This is a genomic window from Amycolatopsis sp. MEPSY49 (assembly GCF_051337345.1).
Classification (GTDB): Bacteria; Actinomycetota; Actinomycetes; order Mycobacteriales; family Pseudonocardiaceae; genus Amycolatopsis.
Map to the genome: position 1 here is coordinate 115,264 of NZ_JBDLYJ010000020.1, position 22,762 is coordinate 138,025.

Here is a 22,762-nt window from a genome sequence, read left to right on the forward strand (position 1 = left end):
CCGTGCCGGCGGTCCGGGCTTGGGGTAGCCGGAAACGCGTGCCCGCGGCTCAGCCGATGGAGGCGAGGTACTGCGCTACCGCGGTGATTTCCCCTGCGTCGGAGATCAGCCCGATGTACCCGTCGGGCCGGATCACCACGAGGCTGCGGTCGGTCGCGCCGTACGCGTCGGCGAGGTGACCTCCGGTGTCGACGATCTCACCCGGGCCGGCCGGCTGATCGACGACGCGGAGAGCTTCGAGGCCGGGCGGAAGGGGCTTGGCCGCGGACCCGAAGTCCAGCAAGGTGAACCGCCCGCCGCGAGTCAGGTCGAACAGCCGGCGTTCGCCGTCCACCGTCCTCAGCCCGGTCGCGTCGGGGGCGCGGTCACCGGCGCGGAGCGCGGCCGTTTCGTCGCGGTCGTCGCGGGCCAGGGCGGAGCCGCGGTAGGTGACGTCGAGTTGCAGTGTGCTCGCGTCGCGGCGGGTGGAGACGCCGTGCTGTTCGAGCGTTCGTTCGAGACGTGCGGTCGAGGATGCGAGTACCCCGGCGGCGACCGGTCGCCGCTCGGCTTCGTAGCTGTCAAGCAGTGCCGGTGAAGCACCCTTCGCGACGGCGGCGAGCTTCCAGCCGAGGTTGTGCGCGTCCTGGATTCCGGTGTTCATCCCTTGGCCGCCGGCGGGGGACTGGATGTGCGCCGCGTCGCCGGCCAGGAAAACGCTTCCCGCCCGGTAACGGTCGGCGAGTCGGATGTTCGCGCGCCACAAGGACGACCACGCCGGTTCGCGGAGGCGGATATCGGTGCGGCCGCTGCGCTGTTCGAGGATCGCCTGCATGTTCGCGAGGCCGAGTTCAGGACTCTGTCCCGGCGCGAGGCCGGCCTGGTACTGGAAGACGTCGGTCGAGGGCAGCGGGCACAGGGCGAGGAAGCCGTCGGCGTGCCGCCACATGTGCCAAGCCTCGCGGTCGAGGCCGTCGACCTCGACGTCGGCGACGATCATCCGCACTTCCTCGCGGGTCTCGCCCTCGAAAGAGATCCCGGCCTGCTTGCGGACGGTGCTGTGGCCGCCGTCGCAGCCGACCAGCCACCGCGCGGTGATCGTCTCGGCGACGCCATCCTTGACCACCACCGCCGACACGCCCTCGTCCGACTGCTCGAAGCCGACCAGCGTGGTGCCGAACTCGACGGTGCCGCCGAGGTCCGCGAGCAGCAGCCTGAGCGCCTCCTCGGTGCGCCATTCCGGAGTGATCAAGCTGGTCGTGTACGGGATGTCGGGTCGGTTCCTGAGCGTCTCGGGCTCGGCGCCGCCCACGGTCACCTGACCGTCGGGCGCGACGGAACGCATCGGCATCGCCATCCGGCCGTGGGCGAGCACGCGCTCGACGATGCCGAGATCGTCGAACACTTCGAGGGAGCGCGGCTGGAGGCCCTTGCCGCGCGAGCCGGGCTGTGGCCCGGGCGAGGCTTCGACGATCCGGGCGGCGACGCCGCGCCGGGCGAGTTCGCAGGCCAGCGTCAGCCCGGTCGGGCCGGCTCCGACGATCAAGACCGCCGGAGCGGTCCGCTCCGGCGGCAGCGCCTTGTCGACCATGGCCACGTCCTCCAAATAAGAAAGCAATCTCTTTCCTGTCAGCGTACGGATGCTTGCCAAGAAAGGCAAACCTTTCTAACGTGGTGGGGTGGCCGCAGAGGTGACCGAATCCGTCCGCCGCCGTCGACGCGGTGAAGAGCTCGAATCCGCGCTGCTCACCGCGGCCTGGGAAGAGCTGGTCGAGGTCGGGTACGGCCGCCTCACCATGGGGTCGGTCGCCGTGCGTGCCCGGACCAGCGAACCCGTGCTCTACCGTCGGTGGGCCAACAAGGACCAGCTCGTCCTCGCCGCGCTCGAGCACCACCGAGACGCCGATCCGGTCGCGGAGCCGGACACCGGGACCCTGCGCGGTGACCTGATCGCCCACCTGACGGCCGTCAGCGAAACCCTCGCCGGCTTCTACGCCATCGCCGTGGCCGCCGCGTTCTCCGGACTGCTCGCCGACGCGGGTCTGACTCCGTCGCAGGTCCGCGAGAAGGTGATGGGCGCTCGGCTCGCGCAGGCCCGGACCGTCTACCGGCGCGCTCACGACCGCGGTGAGCTCGACCTCGAGCGCGTCCCCGCCGCGGTGCTCGCCATGCCTTTCGATTTGGTGCGGCACGACATGCTGATGGATTCGGGACCGGTGAAGCCCGCCCGTATCCGGTCGATCGTCGACGAGCTCTTCCTGCCGCTACTGCGAAACCACTAGGGCCGGTATCGAGGCGCTGGTCGACGCGGTCTGCCGGGACCAGGTCTCGCGGCTGACCATTGGTGCTCGTGAGCTTGCTGGCCCAGCTCGACCCGCCCGCGGCATCGCTGCCGCGCTCATCGGTCTTTCACCGTGGCCGGCTCGCCGGAGCACGGTCCACGACCGGGTGGCGGCGCAAGGTCAGGAGCAACGCGCCGGCAGCACCTCGGGCTGGGACTCGAAGATCCGGATGGCGTCGTCGCGCTCCAGGCGGCTGATCCGGCGTTTCACCGCCGGGACCGACAGCGCGACCACGCGGGCGATGTCGGTCAGGCTGGCGCGGCCGTTCACCACCAGCTGGTCAACAATCTGACGATCCAGGTGCACTGAAGACCGCTTCGTCCGATCCCGGGGAATATGCCTCCGTCGGGATGATCCGCCTGATCGCCTCGGGTGCCCTCGACCTCGCCCCGGAGCAGATCACGCGATTCGCCCTGGAGCAGGTCAACGACGCGATCGCCCACGCCGCCGTCCACAACGGACCGTTCGACCGCACCGTGCTCACGCCGGCGGCGTGAGTTCGCGCGTCACTCCTTGGTGTGACCCGCGGCTGGATCGCCTCCGCCGGAAGAGCGACCGACGACGCGCAAACAGGGCGACAACGGTTGACGATTCCCCGCGGCGTCCCTGGCTGAATGAGTCAGGACAAGCCGTTGCCCCGCAACGGGAACCAGCTCGAGAGGACAACCATGGGTCACCGATTCGCCGGACCGCACCTGCCCACCCGGCGGGCGGCCATGGCCGTGGCCACCACGCTCGCCGCGGCCGCCGCCCTGACAGCCTGCGCGGCTCCCGGCGACGCCGCGCCGCGGATCGTCAACGCCGCCGACCGCAGCCCTCTGGAATTCGGCGGTGACCCGGCGACGCGGCAGCTGGCCGCGCTGATGCAACAGGACCTCGACGCGGGCGTGCCGGGCGTGGTGGTGCGAGTGCGCACCGGAGACGGCCGGACGATCTCCCTGGCGAAGCAGGCCGCGTGGACCCGGGCCGACCACCGGCTCTCCGCCGACGACCAGTTCCGGATGGGCTCGAACACCAAGACCATGGTCGGTGTCCTGGTGCTTCAGCTGGTCGCCGAGCACCGGTTGGCACTGCAGGATTCGGTGGAGAAGTGGCTGCCGGGCTTGGTACCGGGCGGACGGCGCATCACGCTGAAGATGCTGCTGAACCACACCAGCGGCCTGTTCGACTACATCAACGACCCGACCGTCCTGGCCCGGGAGACCGGCGCGGACCCGTCGGCCGTGACGCCGCGAGAGCTGCTGGCCGTCGCGGCGCAGTACCCGCCGGTGTCCGCGCCGGGCGCGCAGTACGGCTACAGCAACACCAACTACGTGGCGCTGGGGATGGTGCTGGAGAAGGCGACCCGCCGGCACCTGGCCGACCTGCTGCAGCAGCGCATCATCGGGCCGCTGCGCCTGCACGACACCTACTTGGCCGCCGACGGCCGGTCCCGCGACGGCGCGAAGCCGGCCGACGCCTACGAGCCGGACGCCGAGCACCTGGCGCCGCTGCTGCCGCCCGGCGCGCCCGAAGGCACTGCGTTCGCCGGCCCGGCGCGGGGGGAGCACGTGCTGGTGACCTCGGTCAACCCGGCTTGGAGCTGGGCGGCCGCGGCCGTCGTGTCGACCCCGGCCGACGAACAGCGGTTTCTGCGGGCGCTGGCCTCCGGTGCCCTGCTGCCCCCGGCGCAGCTGGCCGAGATGAGGAAGACGGTGACCGAGAACCCCGGCGACCCGCACAGCTCGCGGTACGGGCTCGGCATCGAGGAGTACCGCAGCCCGTGCGGACCGGTCTGGGGGCACACCGGCGGGATGGCGGGCTACTCCAGCCAGAACTACACCGACGCGACCGGCGAGCGCGCGGTCAGCGTGGTGACCACGACGCTGTTCGGGCTGCACGCCCCGGCCACCGGCGCCGCGGACCAGGAGGTCGTCGACGCCGCGATCTGCACGATGCTGGGCAAGCCCGTCCCGGCAGGCTCCCGCTGACCGCGGCCCCCGCGAAGGGTGCACCCCGATGTCGCTCCAAGGAATGACGATGCCCGGATCTGATCTCGTTACAGTCGGCGGAGTGACGCAAGATACGAGCCACCGGCGTACCGGGTGGCACCCGCGGGCCGCCGACGCCGGCCTCGTCGTCCTGACCCTTTGCCCTCCGCTGCTGCTGCAACCCAGCGCGGACAGCTCGGCGCGGGCCTGGTGGCTGCTGGCCGCTTTCGAGGTGGTGGCGGCGGTGGCGCTGCTGGTGCGGCGCCGGTGGCCGCTGGCCGCGTTCCTGGTGCTCACCGGCGCACTGGTGGCCGCGGTCACCGGGGGTGCGGCCGCGGGCGTGAAGCTGACCCCGCTGGTCTGCTTGTCGCTCGCGGTCGCGCTCTACGGGGTCGGCAGCCTGTGCGAAAGCTGGTGGCGCGCGGCGTTGGCGGCTTGCGGAGGCAGCGCGCTGGTCGCCGCCGGAGTGTGGATCGACCACGTGACCACGACCGCCGGTGCCTTCCGCGGTGGCGCGGACGTGGTCGCCGTCCTGGCCCCCATGCCGCTGGCCTGGGCCACCGGGTTCGCCGCGCGCAACCACCGCGCGCACCTCGCCGCCACCGAGCAGCGTGTCGAAAACGTGGTGCGGGAGCAGCGGTTGCGCGAACAGCAGGCCGCGCAAGGGGAACGCGTGCGAATCGCCGGTGAGATGCACGACGTGGTCGCGCATTCGCTGACGCTCCTGGTGGTGCAGGCGGAGACCCTGCGCGCTCGCCGTGGCGAGCTGCCGGACTGGGCCCGCGCCCCGGTGGACGGCCTCGCCGGCGCCGGCAGGCAAGCCGGCGGCGAACTGCGCGACTTGCTGCGGATCCTGCGGGACCCCGACGACCCGGCGCCCCTGAACCCCGTGCCCGGCCTCGCCGAACTGCCCGGCCTGCTGGACCGCAGCCGAGCCGCCGGCACGCGCGTCGACGCGCGGATCGAGGCCGAAGTGGACGTACTTCCCCGTCCGACGCAGCTCGCCGTCTACCGCATCGTGCAGGAATCGCTCACCAACGCCCGCCGCCACTCGCCGGGAGCGCCGGTACACGTCACCATCGCCGAGGAGCGCGGGCGGCTGCGCTGCGAGGTCGTCAACGCGCGACCGGCGAAGCCCAGTGCGCCGAGCTGGGGCACCGGGCTCGGGCTGGTCAGCATGCGCGAGCGCGTGGACGTCCTGGACGGCGAGCTGCGCACCGGGCCCACCGCCGCCGGCGGCTTCCGGGTGGTGGCCACACTGCCCTCGAGCGCCGTGGCACCGGTCGCATGGGACACCGCCGGTGCCTGAGCCGATCACCGTGCTCGTCGTGGACGACGAACGCATCATTCGCGACGGTCTGGCCGCGATCCTCGGCACGCAGGAGGGAATCACCGTGACCGGCACGGCCGATGACGGAGAAGAAGCCGTCGAGGTGTGCGGCCGGCGGAGACCCGATGTCGTGCTGCTGGACATCCGGATGCCTCGCCGGGACGGGCTGTGGGCCTTGGCCGAGCTGGGCCGGCGAGGCCTGCTGGGACCGGGCCGCACCCGGGTGCTCATGTTGACCACGTTCGACGTCGACGAGTACGTCGACCAGGCGCTCGCCGGCGGCGCAACGGGCTTCCTGCTGAAGAACAGCTCGTACGAGGAACTGGCCGCCGCCGTGCGTGCCGCGGCCGCCGGGCACAGCACGTTGAGCCCGGTGGTCACCCAGCGGATCATCGCGAGCCACCTCACCACCCGGCGGCAACCGGACAACGCCGAGCTGGCCCGCTTGGCCGACCTCACCCAGCGAGAACGCGACGTGCTGCGCCTGGTGGGCGAAGGCCTGAGCAACGCGGAGATCGCCGACCGGCTCGTGGTCAGCCTGCACACGGTGAAGACGCACGTCAGCCGCATGCTCACCAAGACCGGCTGCCAGAGCCGGGCGCAGGCGGCGCTGCTGGCCCGCCACGCATGGGGCTGAAACCGCTGCGTACGGAGCACGGCAGTGTCTTCGTTCGGTCCACGATTTACTGGGAAGCCTCGAACGGCTCGCTGGGTGGCGAGAAGCGACAGCAGTGCCCGGTGGTCGCGGTTGGCGAGATCGACGGTGCCCCTGTTTCCTGGATGCCGTGCCGGGTGCAGCCGTAGGAGACGAACGGCGGGCCGTCGCCTTGAAGGTCTGTGGATGCTGCGCCGGGCACTCGAGCGGCGACGCTCTAATCCTGGCTTCAGGTTGATCGAGGAGACTGAGCGGCAAAGCATCGATGGGAGGGGCGGGCCGGCGTGCGGATCATGATCGCGGATGACGAGGCGGCCATCCGTGAGTCGCTGGAGCGGGTGCTCCAGGTGGAGGGTTACGACACCAGCACCGTCGCCGACGGTCTCGCCGTGCTCGACGGGGTCGGTGATGACGCGCCGGATCTGCTGATCCTCGACGTGATGATGCCCCGCCTCGGCGGGCTGGAGACTTGCCGGCGGTTGCGGGGTGCGGGCCGGGATCTGCCGGTGCTGATGCTGACCGCCCGTGACCAGGTCTCCGATCGGGTCACGGGGCTGGACGCGGGCGCCGACGACTACCTGCCCAAGCCGTTCGCCACCGAGGAGTTGCTGGCCCGGGTGCGGGCCCTGCTGCGCCGGCGCACGCCGGCCGACGGGGAGTCGCAGATCCTGTCGTTCGCCGACGTCCGGCTCGATCCCGACAGGTTCGAGGCGTGGCGGGGCGAGCGTCCGCTGCACCTGACCCGGACCGAGTTCTCCCTGCTGCAGGTCCTCGTCCGCAACGCGACCCGGGTCTTGACCCGCGACGCGCTGTTCGAGGCGATCTGGGGCTTCGACATGAGCACCACCGCCAACAACCTCCAGGTGTACGTGAGCTACCTGCGCCGCAAGATGGAGGCCGGGGGTGAGCCGCGATTGATCTACACGCGGCGCGGCCTGGGGTACACGTTGCGGGAGACTCCTCCGTGAGCAGGCCCGCCGGCCGGGAACCGCGCCGGCTGACCCGGTGGTGGCGCCGGCGGTCCCTGCGGACCAGGATGACGGTGATCGCGGCGACGGCCATCGCGGTCAGCGTGTTCCTGGCCTTCCAAGTGGCCATCGAGCTCCTGGACCGGGAACTGCAGGACACCGCCCAGAACCAGCTGCGCGCCGACTCCCGCGTCCTGGCGACGAACGCCGAGCGCGCCGGTCTGGCGCAGGTCCAGCTACCGCCGTATCCCGGGACCGGTGGACTCGTACGGGTCATCCTGCCCGACGGCTCGACCCGGACGCCGGCCGGTCAACCCGCGCTGCCCCCCGTCAGCGAGCACGCCGTGCGCGTGGCGCAGGGCGCGTCGGCCGACCTGATGGAATCGACCGAGACCGACGACGACGGCTACCTCGTCTACACGCTGCGGGCGGGCGGCGGCGCGGTCCAGGCGGCCCGCGTCGCCGATGGCAGCTCGAACAACCGGTTCGGGTGGGGCATGCTGCTGATCGGGCTGTTCTGCGTGGCCGGCGGCGCCCTGGCCGGGCGGACCGTGGCGCGGACCGGGCTGGCACCGATCGACCGGCTGACCGCCGCCGCGGTCCGTGTCGCGCACACCCGGGATCTCGACGCCGACATCCCGGACGAGGGCGGTGGGGAGATCCGGCGGCTGATCCAGTCGATCAACGACATGCTCGCCGCGCTCCGGGAATCCCGCCGGGCCCAGCGGCTGCTCGCCGAGGACGCCGCCCACGAGCTCAAGACCCCGCTAACCAGCCTGCGCCTCAACGCCGAGCTGCTGATCCGGCTCGATCGGCGCGGCACCCTGGACAGCGCGCTGCCGCCGGAGAGCCGGACCCGGCTGCTCAACGACCTCGGCGCCCAGGTGGCCGAGTTGAGCACCCTTGCCGCCGAGTTGACCGACCTGGCGCGCGGTGACGTCAGCGACGAGAACACCGAGGTGCTCGACTTCGCCGACGTGGTGGTGGCCGCCGCGACCCGGGCGCGTTCCCGGGTGCCCGACATCGAGGTCGCGCTCGACGTGACCTCCGTGTGGGTGAGCGGGCGTCCCGCCGCGCTCCAGCGGGCGGTGCTCAACCTCATCGACAACGCGGGCAAATGGTCTCCCGCGGACCAGCCGGTCCAGGTCCGGCTCCGTGCCGAGGGCGCGTCGGCGGTGCTCGAGGTCGACGACGCCGGGCCGGGCATCGACGCCGCCGACGTACCGCGGGTGTTCGACCGGTTCTACCGCGCCGACAGCGCCCGGGCGTTGCCGGGATCCGGTCTGGGGCTGTCGATCGTGCAGCGGGTCGTCGACGCCCACGGCGGCCGGGCCACCGTCGCCCGCTCCGCACGCGGTGGCGCGCTGCTTCGGGTCGACCTTCCGGCCGCGACGCCGCCCGCCCCGATCGCGCGGCGCACTGCCGGGGAGGACACCGCGGTGCGCTGACCCGCCCCGGCGGCGGGGCGCGGGACCAACGGGCGGCGGCCGTCGGGCCCGGGACGAGATCCGGGACGGGCCTGGGGTCCCGTCCCGGATCTCGTCCGTGCCGCCGCGCTCACCGTCGCAGCGCAGGCTCCTCATCGTCCACGAGCGGCCGTCGACCGTCCGGCGGCTCCACCGGCCGGGACAGCCGGCTCGGCCACCACATCCGCCGTCCGATCAGCAGGGTGAGGGCGGGCACCAGGACCGACCGCACCAGCAGGGCGTCGAGCAGCACGCCGAAGGCGACCAGGAACCCGACCTCGACCAGCATCACCAGCGGAAGCGAGGTGAGGACCGCGAACGTGGCCGCCAGGACCAGGCCTGCCGAGGTGATGACGCCACCGGTGGCGGAAAGGGCTTTGAGCATGCCCGCTCTGGTTCCGAGACGCACGGTCTCCTCACGGGCCCGGCTGGCCAGGAAGATGTTGTAGTCGACGCCGAGCGCCACCAGGAAAAGGAACGCCAGCAGCGGCACCGAATTGTCGATCCCCTTGAACCCGAGAATCGTGTCGAAGACGAACACGCTGCCGCCGAAGGCTGCGGCGAACGAGACGATCACGGTCGCCATCAGGATCAGCGGGGCCGCGATCGCGCGCAGCAGCAGCCCGAGGACGAACAGGACGACGGCGAGCACCAACGGGATCACCAGTTTCTCGTCGCGGCCGGCGGTCACCTCCGTGTCGAGGTTCTCCGCACTCGGGCCGCCGACGATCGCCTCCGCCCCGGTCACCGCGTGCACCGCGGTGCGCACCCGCTTGATCGTGTCGTACTCGGCGACGGTGTCCGGCGCGTCCGTCGGGAACACGGAGATGTCGGCCCAGCCACCGCTGGTCCGGCCCGGCATCGCCTGGGCCACGCCGGGAGTGCCCTTGACGATGTCGAGCACCCGCTCCTGGTACGCCGGCCGCGTGAAGACCGTCATCGGCTGACCGCCGAGCTCCGGGAAGTGCTGGCGGAGAACGGTGAAGCCGGTGACCGACTCCGGCGCGTCCGGGAACTGGTCCTGCTCACGCAGGGCGCCGGTGTTGCCCGCCAGGCCGATGGCGAGCACGCCGAGGACTCCGAGCGAGGCGAGCGCCGCCACCCACCGGCGGCGGCCGATGGCGGTGCCGAGCCGTCCCCACAGCCCCGGTTTCTCCGCCACGGCCGTGCCGAACCGCGGGATGGCCGGCCAGAAGATCCGCCTGCCGAGCACCACGAGCATCGCCGGGAACAGCGTCAGCATGGCCACCAGCGCGCACAGGATGCCGGCCGCGCCGATCGGGCCCAGCCCGCTGGTGCTGTTCAGATCCGCGACGAGCAGGCAGAGCAGGCCGGCGACCACGGTGGCCGCGGACGCGACGATCGCCGGCGCCGCACCGCGTAGCGCGTGGACCATCGCGACCCGGACGTTCTCGTGGTGGTGCAGTGCTTCCCGATATCGGGCGATGAGCAACAGCGCGTAGTCCGTGCCGACGCCGAACACCAGGATGGTCAGCAGCGCCGAGTTCTGGTCGTTGACCACGATGCCGAAGCCCTTGACGAGCAGGTAGACGGTCGCCATCGCGGTCAGTGCGGCAGCGCCGACGGCCACGAGCGGGATGAACCACAACACCGGGCTGCGGTAGGTGATGATGAGCAGGAGCGTGACGACGAGGACGGTGATGAGCAGGACCTGCAGGTCGATGCCGTCGAAGACGCCCTCCATGTCGCCGTCGATCGCGGCGGGGCCGGTCACGTCGAGTTCCAGGCCGGCGGGGCGGTCCTTCGCGGCGTCACGCAACGGGCCGACGATGGCCTCCGGTGCGCCGTAGGTCGTGTTCACATCGAGGGTGAACATCATCGCCTTGCCGTCGGTGGAGGGTCTCGTCGGCGGGCCCTCGTCGCCCTCGCCGGCCGGGGCCGCCACCTTCGGCGGGTACCGCTTGACCAGGGTGTCGTAGTGGCGCTCGACCGTCGCGCGGTCGGCGTCGGTCAGGCCGCCCGCGCGGTGGTACACGAAGACGAACGTGTTTTCGTCCCCGCCGGGGAGACTGTCCTCCAGCACCGCGACCTTCGTGGACTCGGCACTGGCCGGCAGGGTGACCGCGGCGCTGTCGGTGGTGACCGAACTCAGCTTTCCGCTCAGGGGCACCATGACCACCGCCAGCATCACCCACAAGCCGAGCACCAACCACGGCACCCAGCGGCCTGCCGGCCGACTGGGCGGCCCTTCCCCGGACGGCGTTGCGTTGATTGCCATTCACTGGCCCCCTACATACGTGCTACATCAGATTGTCTGACGCCCACTTCGTATCGAGCGAATCTGAGACGACCGTTAAAACGAGCGTGATTTCGGGCCCAGTAGTACCGTCGTACCGCATTTCTTCCGAGAATGACGACCGCGGTACGATGAAACGGGACGGAATCGGGCCTAGCGTTCAGGTATGACGAAATCTGATAGTCCACTGCGGACGCTCGGGGCGGCCGCCATGGCGCTGGCGACGGCGTTCGCTGTCGTCGCCTGCGGGTCGACCGCCGGCAACAGTGCGGCGCCCCCCGCGGCCGGCTCGCACAACGGGCACGCGGGCCAGCCGCCGGCCGCACCGCAGCCGCTGCGCGCCGGCGAGCGGTTCCTCGACCTGAAGATGGCCGAGGCCTACACGCCCGCGCCGCCGGAGGGCGGCGGCACGGACGAGTACCGGTGCCAGGTGATCGATCCGGGCCTGACGGAGGCGGCGTTCCTGACCGGGACTCAGGTCATGCCGGAGAACGTCGCCCTCGCGCATCACGCCATCGTGTACGCGGTGCCGCCGGGCGGCGCTGCCCTCGTGCGCGCGCAGGACGCGAAGACCCCCGGCGCCGGCTGGCAGTGTTTCGGCGGGACCGGCGTGGTCGGCGCCGACGTGGAGAGCGAGGACGAAAGCGCCGACCCGGGCGCGACATGGGTGGAAACCTGGGCGCCGGGCGCCACGGAGACACTGTTCACCCAGGACGTCGGCTTCAAGCTGGAGCCGGGCAGCCTGCTCATCCTCCAGATGCACTACAACCTGTTGGCGACCGACGGCAAGCCGGCCGGGTCGGACCGCTCCGCGGTGCGGCTGCGGCTGACCGACGGCACGCCGCAGACCCGGGAACTCGACACATTCCCGCTCGACGCGCCGACCGAGCTGCCCTGCACCGCCGACGAGTCGGGTCCGCTCTGTGACCGGGCGGCCTCGATCGCGGATGTGACGAAGCGGTTCGGATCGGAGGTCGGCGAAACCGCGGATCGTCAGGTGGCGGAGTGCGGCCAGAGCGCGCCGAAGCCCGGGAACACCCAGACCTGCGACCACGCGGTGCCGTCGCCGATGACGCTGTTCGCCGGGTTCGGCCACATGCACCTGCTCGGGCGGGCCATCAAGGTCGAACTCAACCCCGGCAAGGCGAACGCCAAGGTCGTGCTGGACGTGCCGCAGTTCGACTTCGACAACCAGCGGCTGGTGCAGCTGCCGTCTCCGGTGGACATCGGTCCGGGGGACACGCTGCGGGTGACGTGCACGCACGACGCGGGGCTGCGCAAACGGCTGCCACAGCTGAGCAAGCTGCCGCCGCGCTACGTGGTGTGGGGGGACGGCACCAGCGACGAGATGTGCGCGGGCATCATGACGGTGTCGCCCCGCAAGTCCTGACGAAGCGTCGAACGAAAGGAAAGGCGACTTCTCTTGCCTCCCATGCCTTCCCCCGGCGATACAACGCTACGGGGAGATGTGCCACCACCGACACTGATCTGGGCACTCCTGCCGCTACGCGTCTTCCTCGGCGGCACATTCCTCTACGCGGGCCTCTCGAAAATCCTCGACCCCCACTACCTGGACCCCACCTCACCCCTCGGCGTCCACGCGCAGATGCTGCACGCCGCGACGACCTCCCCGATCGGCCCGCTGGTGTCATTCGCGGCCGAACACGCGACCGTCATCGGCCTGGTCATCGCCGTCGGCGAGGTCGCTGCCGGGCTGGGTACCCTGCTCGGGCTGTTCACCCGCATCGCCGCAACCGGCGGGTTTCTCCTTGCGCTGAGCTTCTTCCTCACCGTGAGCTGGACGACCCGCCCGTACTACTTCGGCGCCGACATCGTCTTCGCGGCCGCCTGGACCCCGCTGCTGGTCGCCGGCGACGCAGGCCTGTTCTCCACGACGGCCCGCCTGCGCGCCGCGATACGCCGTCGTCGCCCGCCGAACCACGCCCCGGACGACGCCGAGCGACGCATTCTGCTCTGGGGTGGCCTGATCACCGCGACGGCCGCTGCCATCAGCGGCGGCGTCATCGCCCTTTCCCGTCGTACCACCACCAACCCGAAACCAAGCCGGCCCGCAGACCCGGGAACGAATTCCCAGACGGTGATCGCCGCGGTCTCCGCCGTCGCCGTCGGTTCGTCGACCAGCTTCACCACACCGAACGGTTCCGCCGCATACCTGTTGCGCCCCTCGACCGACACCTTCATGGCCTTCCTCGCCACCTGCACACACCAGGGTTGCCCCATCACGCTTGCCGGTTCCGGCTTCCGCTGCCCGTGCCACGGCTCCACTTTCGACGGCAACGGCCAAGTCACCGGCGGGCCGGCGACAAAACCGCTGACCGAGGTGCCAGTGCGAGTCGTCGATGGGCAGATCACCACCGCATGACCAGGCCGCGCTAAACCGGCCGGGTGAGTCTCAGGTCGTAGGCGAGGATGACGGCCTGGATCCGGTCCCGGGCGCCGATCTTGGCGAGGACCCGCCCGACGTGGGACTTCACCGTCGACTCCGAGAGTGTGAACCGTTGCGCGATCTCGCTGTTGGTGAGGCCGTGGCCGATGGCGACGAAGATCTCGCGCTCGCGGCCGGTCAGGGAGCCCAACCGGGGATCCTCCCGCGCGGGCCCGCAGAGGTCATCGCCGAGCCGGTCGGCGAACGCGTCGAGCAGCCGCCGAGTCAGCGCCGGCGCGATCACCGCGTCCCCGGCGGCGACGGCCCGGATGCCGGCGAGCAGCTCCTCCGGGCGGGTGTCCTTCAGCAGGAAACCGCTCGCCCCGGCCCGCAGAGCCGCGAGCGCGTACCGGTCCACGTCGGACGTCGTCAGCACCAGGATCCGCGAACGCCCACCGGCGGCGACGATGCGCCGGGTGGCCTCGATCCCGTCGGCGCCCGGCATGCGGATGCCCATCAGCACCACGTCGGGATGCAGCCGGGTGGTCCACCGAACGGCCTCGGCGCTGTTCTCGGCCTCGCCGACGATCTCGGTGTCGGGGGTGCTCTCCAGCAGCATGCGAAACCCGAAGCGCTGCAGCGGCTGGGTGTCCACCACGAGCACAGAGATCATGAACGGCTGCCTTTCAGGGTCGCGTAGACGGTCCAGCCGCCGTCCGACGCGGGGCCGGCGCGTTCGGCCATGCCGGGACCCGCGTCGCCCGGCGATGCCATCTTCATATCGAGCGAACCTGAAACGACTGTTAAAGCGGCGCTCGGGCCGGTTGGCCGCCGGAGCGGGTTCGTCGTGCGGCACCAGCGATCGGAGACGGTCCTGGCGTCTCAACATCGCGAATTTCTGCGGGCTCAAAGAGGTCAAGGCGAAGATGAAGGGCCAGCCGGTGTTCACCGACGGAAAGCGCAGCTGGGTACGCCGGTCGATGTCCGGGCCGCGCTCGCGCCGTTCGAGGAGGCGGGGTTGTTCGTCGAAGCGGGATTCTCCTCGCCGTATGCCGAGTGGCGGCTTGGCGGTGGAGGAATGGGCGGGCGAATCGGCTTGGTCCGAGATCGACTCGAGATGGGTCAGCTCGGTGACGAGCCGGACGTGGGCTCCGGCTTCGAGAGCGGCGGGGAAGCTTCTCCCTGAGCTCTTCCGGGCGAGCTTGCGGACCGCGAGGCCGATGCCCTGCTGTCATTCACTGTTCAGGGCCGGTCAGGCCGTGGAGGACGAGGTTCGTGACGGTGTCGGCCAGGCGGCTGTCGTCGGGGTCGTCGGGGGGCAGGGCGTGGTTGAGGCCGGCGAGCATGACGCCCACGGCCGTCGCCAGCAGCTCGGGGTCGCCCGGGAGCCGCTCACCGCGGTCACGCCGGTCCTCCAGGTGCTTGCGCAGCCGGGCCGTCCAGGCAGTCAGCTCGTCCCGCAATCTGCCGGAGGCGGGGGCGGCGGCGGTCGCCTGCTGCAGCACGCCGATGGCGGTGGGGCGATGGGTGCGCAGTGCCGTCCAGCAGGCCGTGACGTGGTCGCGAATCGGGTCGTCGCCCACGGGGCCGGGGGCCGCTGTCTCGGTGAGTTCGCTGCGCAGCACGGCCAGCAGCTGCTCCTTGTCGTCGAAGTGGGTGTAGAAGGAGCCCACGGCGCGGTCGGCCGCGGCGGCGATGTCGGTGATCTTGGTGTCGAGGTAACCGTGTTCGCCGAACAACCGTTTCGCCGCGGCCAGCAGGTCGGCCCGGGTGCGGCTCGCGAGTTCGGCCCGCTTGCCCATCAGCCTGTCAGGTGGGGGAGGAGGCGATCGGCGGATTCGTGGAGCCGGGCTCGCACGGTGCCGAGGTCGACGTCGAGGAGGCGGTGGTCGCGTTTGCGCCAGCGTCCGGCGATCATGACCGCCTCGATGTCGGCGGCGGTGGCGTGCAGGGCGGTGGCGACCGGGTTCGGCGCCGGGGCGTCGATGACGACGAGGTCGGCCTGCATACCGGCGTCGAGCCGGCCGACGCGGTCGGCGAGGCCGAGTGCCCGGGCGCCTTCGACCGTGGCCCAGGCGAGTGCTTGCTTGGCGGTGATCGTGGCGGTCAGGGAGAAGGAGCCGGTGGCCCGCCGGTGGTGGTCGTGGTCGTGGCCGCGCTGGTGCGCCAGGGCGATGCGGGCGGCGGAGAGCACGTCGGCGGGGGTGACGGCGTCGGTGTCGGTGCCCAGCGACGGTGCGGCGCCCAGCCGGAGCAGGTGCCCGGTGACGGGGAAGCCGTGGCCTTGGCCGAGTTCGTTTTCGGGCGTGCTGGTGAGGCTTGCGTCCGCGTCGACGAGGGTTTTGAGCCAGTCGTCGGTGAGCCCGGCGCCGTGCACGACGTTGGTGCGGGAGCTCAGCAGCCCGGCGTCCCGCACCGCGGTCCACCCGGGCCCGGGTTCGCCGCCGCTCTGGTGCATCGACACCACGAGGCCGCGTTCGGCGGCGGCGCGGAAGTCGGCGATCGCGGTGTCCGGAGTGGACAGTTGCGGTCCGCGGACGGCCATGCCGATGCTGACCAGCGGGCCGGCGGTCAGCCGGTCGATCTCACCGACGGGGTGGGACGCGTCGGGCGCGGAGTACGGGGTGCCGTGCAGGAACACCCCGCGGACGCCGGACGCGCGGAGGCCGTCGAGTGCGGCGTCGGTGTGGTCGGGAGTGGGCGTGTTGTGGCACCAGTCGCCGAGGGTGGTGGTGCCGCGGTCGAGCTGGTCCAGTGCGCCGGCGAGAGTGCCGATCCGCATGTCTTCGGGGCGGTAGTGCCGGGCCACGGCGCCGTGCATGCGGCCGAGGTAGTCCGCCAGCGTCCAGTCGGTGCCGACGCCGCGCAGGGCGGTCTGCCAGGTGTGCAGGTGGGCGTTGACCAGGCCGGGCATGATGATCCGGCCGGTGACGTCGATGATCTCCGCGCCGGTTTCGCCGAGTCCTTCGCCGACGGCGGTGATGGTGTCGCCGGCGATCAGGATGTCGGCGCGTTCGGCGTCGGGCCGGTGCGGTGCCATGGTGATCACGCGTGCGCCGCGCAGCAGGACGCGGTTCACGCGGCCGCCTCCGGGGTCATGGTCCGGACGGCGGCGCGGGTCGAGGCGAGGAAGTCGTGGGTCGCGATGTGCCCGAGGTAGCCGTCGGGCCGGACGAGCAGCAGGGTGTCGCCCTCGATCCCGTAGATCCGGCGGACGCCGGGCACCTTGGTGGTGATCCGCCGCAGCGGCGCTCCCGCGGCGGGCCAGTCGAGTTCGCCGCTCGCCGCCGCGGCCTTCGGGCCGTACGCGACGAGGGTGAAGTGCGGCCCCCGGTAGGTGTCGAACAGCCGCGAGCCGGGCAGGTCGGCGTCCGGTGCGCGGTCGCCGACCCGCAGTGTCGTCGTGCGGTCGGTTCCGGCCGGGGCGAGGGGACCGCCGTGGTAGGTCAGCGAGAGCTGTTGTTCGTCCTTGCCGCGGCGCAGGCTCGACGGGTCGAGCTTGGCGAGGCCTTCGTACTTCTTCGTGGACAGGCCGAGCACGCCCGCGGCGATCGGCAGGCGTTCGGCTTCGTAGCTGTCCAGCAGCCGCGGGTCGGCTCCGGCGAGGACCTGGCCGAGCTTCCAGCCGAGGTTGTAGGCATCCTGGATGCCGGTGTTGAGGCCCTGCGCGCCGGCCGGCGTGTGCACGTGGGCGGCGTCACCGGCGAGGAACACCCGCCCGCGCCCGTAGGCCTCCGCGAGCCGGATGTTGGGCCGGAACACCGACCGCCAGCGGATGTCGCGCACGGCGATGTGCCGGTTGCGGGTGTGGGCCCGGATCCGCCGGGTGATCGCCTCCGCGTCCTCGGGCGGCTCCTCGTCCGGGGACAGGCGGATCATCCACTGGAACAGGTCCGTGTGGGGCAGCGGGCACGCGCCGACGAACCGGCCCCGCGCGCCCGGCCACACGTGCCAGCGGTTACCGGACAGGCCGGTGGTGACGGCGTCGACGATGAGCATCCGGTCTCCCTCGCGGGTCTCGCCGAGGAACCCCAGTCCGAGCTGCTTGCGGACGGCGCTGGAACCGCCGTCGGCGCCGGCGAGGTAGCGGGCGGTGATCCGCTCGGGGCCGTCGTCGCCGAGCACGGTCGCGGTGACTGTCCTGGCGTCCTGGGCGAACCCGGTGAGTTCGCGGCCGTATTCGACCTTGCCGCCCAGCTGCTCGAGCCGGTCGTGCAGCACGGCGTCGGTGCGGTACTGCGGCATCAGCCGGGTGTTCGGGTAGGGGACCTCGGCGGTGCGGTCGCGGTTGCGGAACATCCGCCACGGCACGGTGACCGGTCCCAGGTGAATACCGAGGCGGGGGTAGTCGCTGCTGCCGGCGAGGACGTCGTCGAGCGCGCCGAGGTCGTCGAAGACCTCCAGGGTGCGCGGCTGGAGCCCTTTGGCGCGGGAGCCTTCGAAGGAGTTCGGGGCCTTGTCGATGATCCGGACCGCTAGCCCGCGGCGGAGCAGGTCGATGGCCAGGGTGGTGCCGGCCGGGCCGGCGCCGGCGATCAGGACGTCGAGGGGTGCGTTCATGGTTCGAGCCGATCCGGGTGGGGAACGGCGAACGACGCGAGCAGGTCGCCGACGTCGTCCGGCCGTTCGAAGGGGGCCATGTGGCCGCATTCGGTGATGACGTGGGTCTGCCGCGGGCGCAGCAGCTCCTGCACGGTGTCGAGGTGGGTGATCGGGGTGACCTGGTCGTCGTCGCCCCACACCAGCAGGACCGGAAGGCCCAGCTCGCCGGTGCTGCGGAACAGGTCCTGCCGCTCGTACAGCGGAAAGCGCTGCAGGGTCTGGAAGAACGCGTAGAGGGAGCCTTCGTACCGGTAGGCGTCCCGCACCATGGCGACCAGCCGGGCGGAGAGCCCGGGGTCGCGGACGTTGTGCCCGAGGTGGCCTTCCAGGAGCTTGCGGCCGAAGCGGCGGGCGACGAATCCGGCGAGGAGATCGCTGCGCAGCAACCGTTGCGCGCGGGGACGTTCGCCCAGCCCGGCCGGTCCGACGACGGTGAGCGTGGTGACCGATTCGGGCTGCAGGTTCGCATGAGCCATCGCGACCAGGGCGCCCATCGAGGTGCCGACGACGTGCCGCGGCGGTGTGGGGTCCAGTGCCGAGGTCAGCTCGGCGAGCTGCCGGACGAACAACGCTTCGTCGTAGCGGCCCCGGATGCGGTCGGAGTAGCCGCGGCCGTAGGCGCTGTAGGCGAGAGTGCGCAGGCCGTGGCTGTGTAACCGGGCCGCAAGACCGTCCCAATAGGACAGCGGGATCGTGAGACCGCCGACGAGGACGACGAGTTCCCCGCCCTCGGGACCGGTCAGCTCGTAGTGCGTCACCCCGTCGGACAGGGTGACGAAGCTGCCGCGCAGGGTCCGGCGGGTGGCCGGGTCGAGCCGGCGATCCTCGTCCGAGGCGACGAAGTACTTCATCGCAGGAACTCCTCGATCGCCGCGGCCACCCAGTCCGGGTCCTCTTCCGGCAGCAGGTGGCCACCGTCGGCGTGGACCCGCTCGACAGCGCCCGGGATGTCGCGGGCGAAGTGCTGCCCGTCGACGCCGGCGCTGCGCAGGACCAGCGTCGGCACCGAGACCTTCGGGATTTCGGCGCTGCGGTCGGGCTGGTCGGTGTTCGCGAAGTCGACGAACGCCGACCGGTTCCCCGGCAGGCTGGTCAGCGCGTGTACCCGGTCGACCATGGCGTCGTCCACGATCGCGGAGTTCGCGCCGACGGCTTCGCGCAGCCCGCGTTCGGTCGCGCCCCGCGGGAGCCAGCGCCGCAGCAGGGGACGCAGCAGCGGGTTCCGGGCCAGCCGCAACCCGGCGGGCAGCGTCTTCTCCGGGTAGCCCGTGGCGTTGATCAGGACCAGCGCGTCCACCCGCTCGGGGGCGTCCAGGGCGAGGTTCCACGCGATGTTGCCGCCGAGCGAGTTCCCGGCCACCGCGAAGTGCGGCAGGCCCAGCGCGGTCATGAAGCGGGCGATCGTGCCCGCGTAGGTCCGGACGCGGTAGTCACGGTCGGGGCGCGGGCCCGTCCGCCCGAAGCCGGGCAGGTCCGGGCGGATCACGTCGTGGGACGCCGACAACAGCTCCGCGACCCGTTCGAAGCCCTCCAGCGACGACCCGCTGCCGTGCAGCAGCACCACGGTGGGCCCCTGACCTGCGCGGACGTAGTGGATGGACCGGCCGTCGACCGGTATTGACTGCGTGCTCGTCATAATGGCAACAGTGTTGCCGTTATTGTGTGGGGTGTCAACCGGCCGTCATACTTGCGGTGTGACCAGTTCGCCCTCGCCCGCCACGTCCGCCCGTCGGTCTCGTGGCCGTCCCGCCGTCCCGCTGGACCGGATCCTCGCCACGGCCCTGCAGCTCGTCGACGAGGAAGGCGCCGAAGCCCTGTCGATGCGGACCCTCGCCCAGCGGCTGGAATCGGGCACGGCGACGCTGTACCGCCACTTCGGCAACCGGGCGACGTTGATCACGCACGTCATCGACCGGGTCTTCGGCGAGGTCGACCTCGACGCGGCGTCGCCGGCCGGCCTGAGCTGGGACCAGGCCTGCCGGACGGTCGCGCAGGCGATGTTCGAGGCACTGGGCCGGCACCGGCGGCTCGCGCCCCTGCTGATCGAGCAGACGCCGACCGGGCCGAACGCGATGCTGCTGCGAGAGCGTTGCCTGGCGGTCCTGCTCGACGGCGGATTCGCGCCGGACCTCGCCGCGCGCGCCTACGCCACGCTCGCGCGGTACGTCCTCGGCTTCGCGATCCAGCTCGCCGGATCGGGCGACGACGCCGAGCAGGCGCGAGCGCATTTCCGCCACGTGTCGCCGGGGGAGTTCCCGGCGACCCTCGCGGTCGCGGACTCGTTGCCGGTGCCGTTGGAGGAGGAGTTCGCCTTCGGTCTGGAGCTGATCGTCACCGGCCTGCGCGCGGCACGACGAGCAGGGTGACGGAGTTCGCCGGGTACGTCGTGGTGACACTGCCGTGGCGCACCGGCAGATCGGCGCCTCGCACGATCGACGAGAGGTTCCCCGGGCTGTAGGTGAACCGCTGCGCCTTGGCCGTCCCGGGAACACCGGCGATCGACAGTGGCGAGGCGAGATCGGCGCCCGTCTTGTTGATCACCATGAGGGTCAGGGCCCCGTCGCAGCGGCGTTGCGCGCCGTAGATCGCGAGCTGTCCCTGGTCGGTGCTGGCCGCCGAGACGCTGATGTCGCCGAACTTGCTCCCGGCGCCGTCGTAGTTGCGGTACATCCGGAACGCGTACGCGCCCGGGTCGGTCGGCTTCGGTTCACCCCACATGGTGGCGAGGTCGAGGCCTTCCCGGCCGAAGACGCCCAGGATGTCGGCCTCCGCCAGCGCGCCGTTGATGTCGTCCAGCGCGCCCCAGTTGTACTCGGTGATGGCGGTCTTCGTCCCGGGGTAGTACCGGTCGATCCACGACTTCATCGTGCGGATGAACTGCAGCGGCGGCGCGTTGACGCCGCTGGGGCCGATCCAGGACTCCTCGACGTAGGTCGGATCCCACAGCGACCGGATGGACCGCAGCCGCAGCGCGTTGGCTTCGGGGGTCTTGTCGCCGCTGATCTGCGGGTAGAAGTGCTGGTCGAAGTAGTCGAGGTAGCGCTTGCCGCCGTGGGCGTCGCTGTAGTCCTTCATGTTCTTCAGGTACCACTGGGACAGGTTGAGCCCGCCGTGTGCGGCCGAATCGGGGCCCGGGCCGCAACCGTCCACTCCGGACGCGACCCATTCGCAGTATCCCCAGCCGGACGGGCCGAGGACCGCCGCGCTGGGGTCGGCGGCCTTGATCGCCGCGGCGGCCGCGGTGCCCTTGCTGCCCAGTTCGTCGTTCGAGACCGCTTCGGGGTGCACGTCCCGGTGCGTGCTGGACCAGAGCACCGGTTCGTTGTCGAGTTCGTAGATCGGCACGCCGCCCCGGGCCGCCGTGCCGAACTGCGACACCAGGTGCGACACCATCTCGCCGTCGAACGCCGCGTCCGCGGGTATCGAGGTGTCGGCGGCGACGCCGGTGAGGTTCTGCTGGTTCAGCTTTCCGTTGCCGCAGTTGGGGTCCCACTGGTCGAAGCCGTCCTGCTGCGGGAACCTGGTTGCGGGGAACCCGCAGGCGAACGGGTGTGACGAGGGCGAGTCCTTGGCCACCCACCCGCTGAGGGGCACGGTGACGACCGGCTTGATGCCGCGGCCGAGGTTCGACCCGACCATTCCTTCGACGGAGTGTTCCTGTCGGCGACGATGTTTTCGAAGTACCAGTCGCTGCCGGTGTTGTAGGTGTGGTTCTTGAAGTTGTAGCGGCTGGTGGCGTTGCCGCCCCAGCGCGCGACCGTCTGGCCGATTTCGGCGTTGAACGCCGGATCGCCGCCGTTGAGGCCGTAGATGTCGGGGCTGATCGGGTGCCGGCCCGCGAACAGGTTCACCGACAGGCTCAGCCCGGCGGCGGAAGCCGGTGGTGCTCCGGTGGTCAAGAGCGCTGCCACCAGGCAACCGCCCACAGCGAGGGGAATGCCGGACCGTAGGCGATTCCGCCGCTGAGCAGCCATCGTGAACTCCTGACGTCGATGTGTGGGAGCGCTCCCACACGATACCGGCCGTGCGCCGGCCGTCAATCGGCCGAGCGGAAGCTGGTGTTCAGGCGGCGGTGTCCGGCCGGGGCGTGACGGCGTCGAGGTCGGGCAGGGGGCGGCCACAGATCTCGTGGGCTTCGGCCGCGGTGAGGCCGAGCATGCGCAGCAGGTTCTCGGTCACCTGGTCGGTCGTTGCGGCGTCGTCGCGCTCGGGACGGGAGTGCAGCAGGTGGCCCAGGCCGAGTGCGGTCCCGGCGACCGTGATCATGGCGAGTTCGGTGTCCTGGACGGTGAAGCGGCCGGCTCGCACGGCGGCGTCGATGTCGCGGCGGGCACGGGGAGCCAGTCCGGTCTTCGAGGTGGCGAGTTCGAAACCGTGGTGCAGCAGCACCTTGCTGAGTTCGGGATGCCGCCGGTGCAGGCGCCCGGTCAGCCGGAAGCTCTGGGCGAAGACCTGCGCCGGGTCGTCGAGGTCGGTGGTCAGCTCGTCCAGCAGGGCGCCGTGGACGTCGAGGGCGTCCTCGACCGCGGCCTGGTAGAGCTGTTCCTTCGTCTCGAAGTGGTTGTAGAACGACCCCATCCCGACGTCCGCGGCCTGAGTGATCTCCAGGATCGGCACCGCGGTCTTCCCCTCGGCGATGAGTACCTGGGCCGCGCGGATCAGGGCAGCGCGGGTGCGCGCCTTGCGCCGTTCCAGCCGGCTCGGAGCGTGCTCCGGCATCCGTGCTCCCGTCTTCCCTGGCCGTTGCCGCATCCTAGCGCATTGCGTCACTGGTGAGGAAATCGTCAGAACCTCTTGACTGATGACT

At 71.3% G+C, this 22,762-nt stretch carries 21 protein-coding genes; 10 read left to right on the forward strand and 11 right to left on the reverse strand.

Features of this window, described 5'->3' with window-relative positions; genetic code table 11:
- Positions 1-49: 49 nt before the first annotated feature.
- Positions 50-1,570, reverse strand: coding sequence for an FAD-dependent oxidoreductase (locus ABFJ78_RS46725; RefSeq protein ID WP_436393913.1), 1,521 nt, complete (start codon positions 1,568-1,570; stop codon positions 50-52).
- Between the two features lie 88 nt (positions 1,571-1,658).
- Here ABFJ78_RS46725 and ABFJ78_RS46730 point away from each other — a divergent pair, with 88 nt between their 5' ends.
- A complete protein-coding gene (locus ABFJ78_RS46730; protein WP_436393914.1) occupies positions 1,659-2,261 on the forward strand; it encodes a TetR/AcrR family transcriptional regulator in 603 nt (200 codons plus the stop codon).
- Between the two features lie 180 nt (positions 2,262-2,441).
- Here the strand turns inward: ABFJ78_RS46730 and ABFJ78_RS46735 are convergent, their stop codons facing one another.
- Positions 2,442-2,627 carry an AsnC family transcriptional regulator gene (locus ABFJ78_RS46735; RefSeq protein ID WP_436393915.1) on the reverse strand — a complete coding sequence of 62 codons (186 nt, stop codon included), beginning with the start codon at positions 2,625-2,627 and terminating at the stop codon, positions 2,442-2,444.
- Positions 2,628-2,671: 44 nt separating this feature from the next.
- Here ABFJ78_RS46735 and ABFJ78_RS46740 point away from each other — a divergent pair, with 44 nt between their 5' ends.
- The 6 genes from ABFJ78_RS46740 (at position 2,672) to ABFJ78_RS46765 (ending at position 8,692) form a co-directional block, all read left to right on the forward strand.
- Positions 2,672-2,818: a hypothetical protein gene (locus ABFJ78_RS46740; RefSeq protein ID WP_436393916.1), complete on the forward strand. Its 147-nt coding sequence runs from the start codon at positions 2,672-2,674 to the stop codon at positions 2,816-2,818.
- A gap of 171 nt (positions 2,819-2,989) precedes the next feature.
- Entirely contained in the window at positions 2,990-4,291 is a 1,302-nt protein-coding gene (locus ABFJ78_RS46745; protein ID WP_436393917.1) for a serine hydrolase domain-containing protein, read from the forward strand.
- Between the two features lie 82 nt (positions 4,292-4,373).
- Positions 4,374-5,600: a sensor histidine kinase gene (locus ABFJ78_RS46750; protein ID WP_436393919.1), complete on the forward strand. Its 1,227-nt coding sequence runs from the start codon at positions 4,374-4,376 to the stop codon at positions 5,598-5,600.
- A complete protein-coding gene (locus ABFJ78_RS46755; protein ID WP_436393920.1) occupies positions 5,593-6,258 on the forward strand; it encodes a response regulator in 666 nt (221 codons plus the stop codon). Before ABFJ78_RS46750 ends, ABFJ78_RS46755 begins: the two co-directional genes overlap by 8 nt.
- A 302-nt stretch (positions 6,259-6,560) precedes the next feature.
- On the forward strand, positions 6,561-7,244 hold the full coding sequence (locus ABFJ78_RS46760; protein WP_436393921.1) for a response regulator transcription factor: 684 nt from the start codon (positions 6,561-6,563) through the stop codon (positions 7,242-7,244).
- Positions 7,241-8,692 (forward strand): HAMP domain-containing sensor histidine kinase, encoded by a 1,452-nt coding sequence (locus ABFJ78_RS46765; RefSeq protein ID WP_436393922.1) that lies wholly within the window; start codon positions 7,241-7,243, stop codon positions 8,690-8,692. The genes ABFJ78_RS46760 and ABFJ78_RS46765 overlap by 4 nt, the downstream gene beginning before the upstream one ends.
- 109 nt (positions 8,693-8,801) lie before the next feature.
- Here the strand turns inward: ABFJ78_RS46765 and ABFJ78_RS46770 are convergent, their stop codons facing one another.
- Positions 8,802-10,889: an MMPL family transporter gene (locus ABFJ78_RS46770; protein ID WP_436393923.1), complete on the reverse strand. Its 2,088-nt coding sequence runs from the start codon at positions 10,887-10,889 to the stop codon at positions 8,802-8,804.
- Positions 10,890-11,133: 244 nt separating this feature from the next.
- Between ABFJ78_RS46770 and ABFJ78_RS46775 the strand changes: the two genes are divergently transcribed.
- A complete protein-coding gene (locus ABFJ78_RS46775) occupies positions 11,134-12,357 on the forward strand; it encodes a hypothetical protein (RefSeq protein ID WP_436393924.1) in 1,224 nt (407 codons plus the stop codon).
- Positions 12,358-12,435: 78 nt separating this feature from the next.
- Positions 12,436-13,350 carry a TQO small subunit DoxD gene (locus ABFJ78_RS46780; protein ID WP_436393926.1) on the forward strand — a complete coding sequence of 305 codons (915 nt, stop codon included), beginning with the start codon at positions 12,436-12,438 and terminating at the stop codon, positions 13,348-13,350.
- Between the two features lie 10 nt (positions 13,351-13,360).
- Here ABFJ78_RS46780 and ABFJ78_RS46785 read toward each other — a convergent pair whose 3' ends face one another.
- The 6 genes from ABFJ78_RS46785 to ABFJ78_RS46810 form a co-directional block, all read right to left on the reverse strand.
- Entirely contained in the window at positions 13,361-14,026 is a 666-nt protein-coding gene (locus tag ABFJ78_RS46785; protein ID WP_436393928.1) for a response regulator, read from the reverse strand.
- Between the two features lie 562 nt (positions 14,027-14,588).
- A complete protein-coding gene (locus tag ABFJ78_RS46790; protein WP_436393929.1) occupies positions 14,589-15,155 on the reverse strand; it encodes a TetR/AcrR family transcriptional regulator in 567 nt (188 codons plus the stop codon).
- The gene (locus tag ABFJ78_RS46795) at positions 15,155-16,432 is read right to left on the reverse strand and encodes an amidohydrolase family protein (protein ID WP_436393930.1); all 1,278 of its coding nucleotides are present in this window, start codon (positions 16,430-16,432) and stop codon (positions 15,155-15,157) included. Before ABFJ78_RS46795 ends, ABFJ78_RS46790 begins: the two co-directional genes overlap by 1 nt.
- Entirely contained in the window at positions 16,429-17,913 is a 1,485-nt protein-coding gene (locus tag ABFJ78_RS46800; protein ID WP_436393931.1) for an FAD-dependent oxidoreductase, read from the reverse strand. Before ABFJ78_RS46800 ends, ABFJ78_RS46795 begins: the two co-directional genes overlap by 4 nt.
- Entirely contained in the window at positions 17,910-18,806 is an 897-nt protein-coding gene (locus tag ABFJ78_RS46805) for an alpha/beta fold hydrolase (RefSeq protein ID WP_436393932.1), read from the reverse strand. Before ABFJ78_RS46805 ends, ABFJ78_RS46800 begins: the two co-directional genes overlap by 4 nt.
- On the reverse strand, positions 18,803-19,591 hold the full coding sequence (locus tag ABFJ78_RS46810) for an alpha/beta fold hydrolase (protein WP_436393933.1): 789 nt from the start codon (positions 19,589-19,591) through the stop codon (positions 18,803-18,805). The genes ABFJ78_RS46805 and ABFJ78_RS46810 overlap by 4 nt, the downstream gene beginning before the upstream one ends.
- Before the next feature lie 58 nt (positions 19,592-19,649).
- On the opposite strand from ABFJ78_RS46810, the gene ABFJ78_RS46815 reads away from it, so the two are divergent.
- Positions 19,650-20,321 (forward strand): TetR/AcrR family transcriptional regulator, encoded by a 672-nt coding sequence (locus tag ABFJ78_RS46815; RefSeq protein WP_436393934.1) that lies wholly within the window; start codon positions 19,650-19,652, stop codon positions 20,319-20,321.
- Here ABFJ78_RS46815 and ABFJ78_RS46820 read toward each other — a convergent pair.
- Complete coding sequence (locus tag ABFJ78_RS46820; protein ID WP_436393935.1) at positions 20,287-21,594, reverse strand: glycoside hydrolase family 44 protein; 1,308 nt, start codon at positions 21,592-21,594, stop codon at positions 20,287-20,289. The two genes, ABFJ78_RS46815 and ABFJ78_RS46820, sit on opposite strands and share 35 nt — an antisense overlap.
- Before the next feature lie 423 nt (positions 21,595-22,017).
- The gene (locus ABFJ78_RS46825) at positions 22,018-22,674 is read right to left on the reverse strand and encodes a TetR/AcrR family transcriptional regulator (protein ID WP_436393936.1); all 657 of its coding nucleotides are present in this window, start codon (positions 22,672-22,674) and stop codon (positions 22,018-22,020) included.
- Positions 22,675-22,762: the final 88 nt, after the last annotated feature.

Coding starts and splice junctions, on each gene's coding strand:
- ABFJ78_RS46745 (WP_436393917.1), top strand. CDS start 2,990: ATGGGTCACCGATTCGCCGGACCGCACCTGCCCACCCGGCGGGCGGCC.
- ABFJ78_RS46775 (WP_436393924.1), top strand. CDS start 11,134: ATGACGAAATCTGATAGTCCACTGCGGACGCTCGGGGCGGCCGCCATG.
- ABFJ78_RS46785 (WP_436393928.1), bottom strand. CDS start 14,026: ATGATCTCTGTGCTCGTGGTGGACACCCAGCCGCTGCAGCGCTTCGGG.
- ABFJ78_RS46790 (WP_436393929.1), bottom strand. CDS start 15,155: ATGGGCAAGCGGGCCGAACTCGCGAGCCGCACCCGGGCCGACCTGCTG.
- ABFJ78_RS46820 (WP_436393935.1), bottom strand. CDS start 21,594: ATGGTCGGGTCGAACCTCGGCCGCGGCATCAAGCCGGTCGTCACCGTG.
- ABFJ78_RS46825 (WP_436393936.1), bottom strand. CDS start 22,674: ATGCCGGAGCACGCTCCGAGCCGGCTGGAACGGCGCAAGGCGCGCACC.
- ABFJ78_RS46810 (WP_436393933.1), bottom strand. CDS start 19,591: ATGACGAGCACGCAGTCAATACCGGTCGACGGCCGGTCCATCCACTAC.
- ABFJ78_RS46800 (WP_436393931.1), bottom strand. CDS start 17,913: ATGAACGCACCCCTCGACGTCCTGATCGCCGGCGCCGGCCCGGCCGGC.
- ABFJ78_RS46805 (WP_436393932.1), bottom strand. CDS start 18,806: ATGAAGTACTTCGTCGCCTCGGACGAGGATCGCCGGCTCGACCCGGCC.
- ABFJ78_RS46740 (WP_436393916.1), top strand. CDS start 2,672: ATGATCCGCCTGATCGCCTCGGGTGCCCTCGACCTCGCCCCGGAGCAG.
- ABFJ78_RS46725 (WP_436393913.1), bottom strand. CDS start 1,570: ATGGTCGACAAGGCGCTGCCGCCGGAGCGGACCGCTCCGGCGGTCTTG.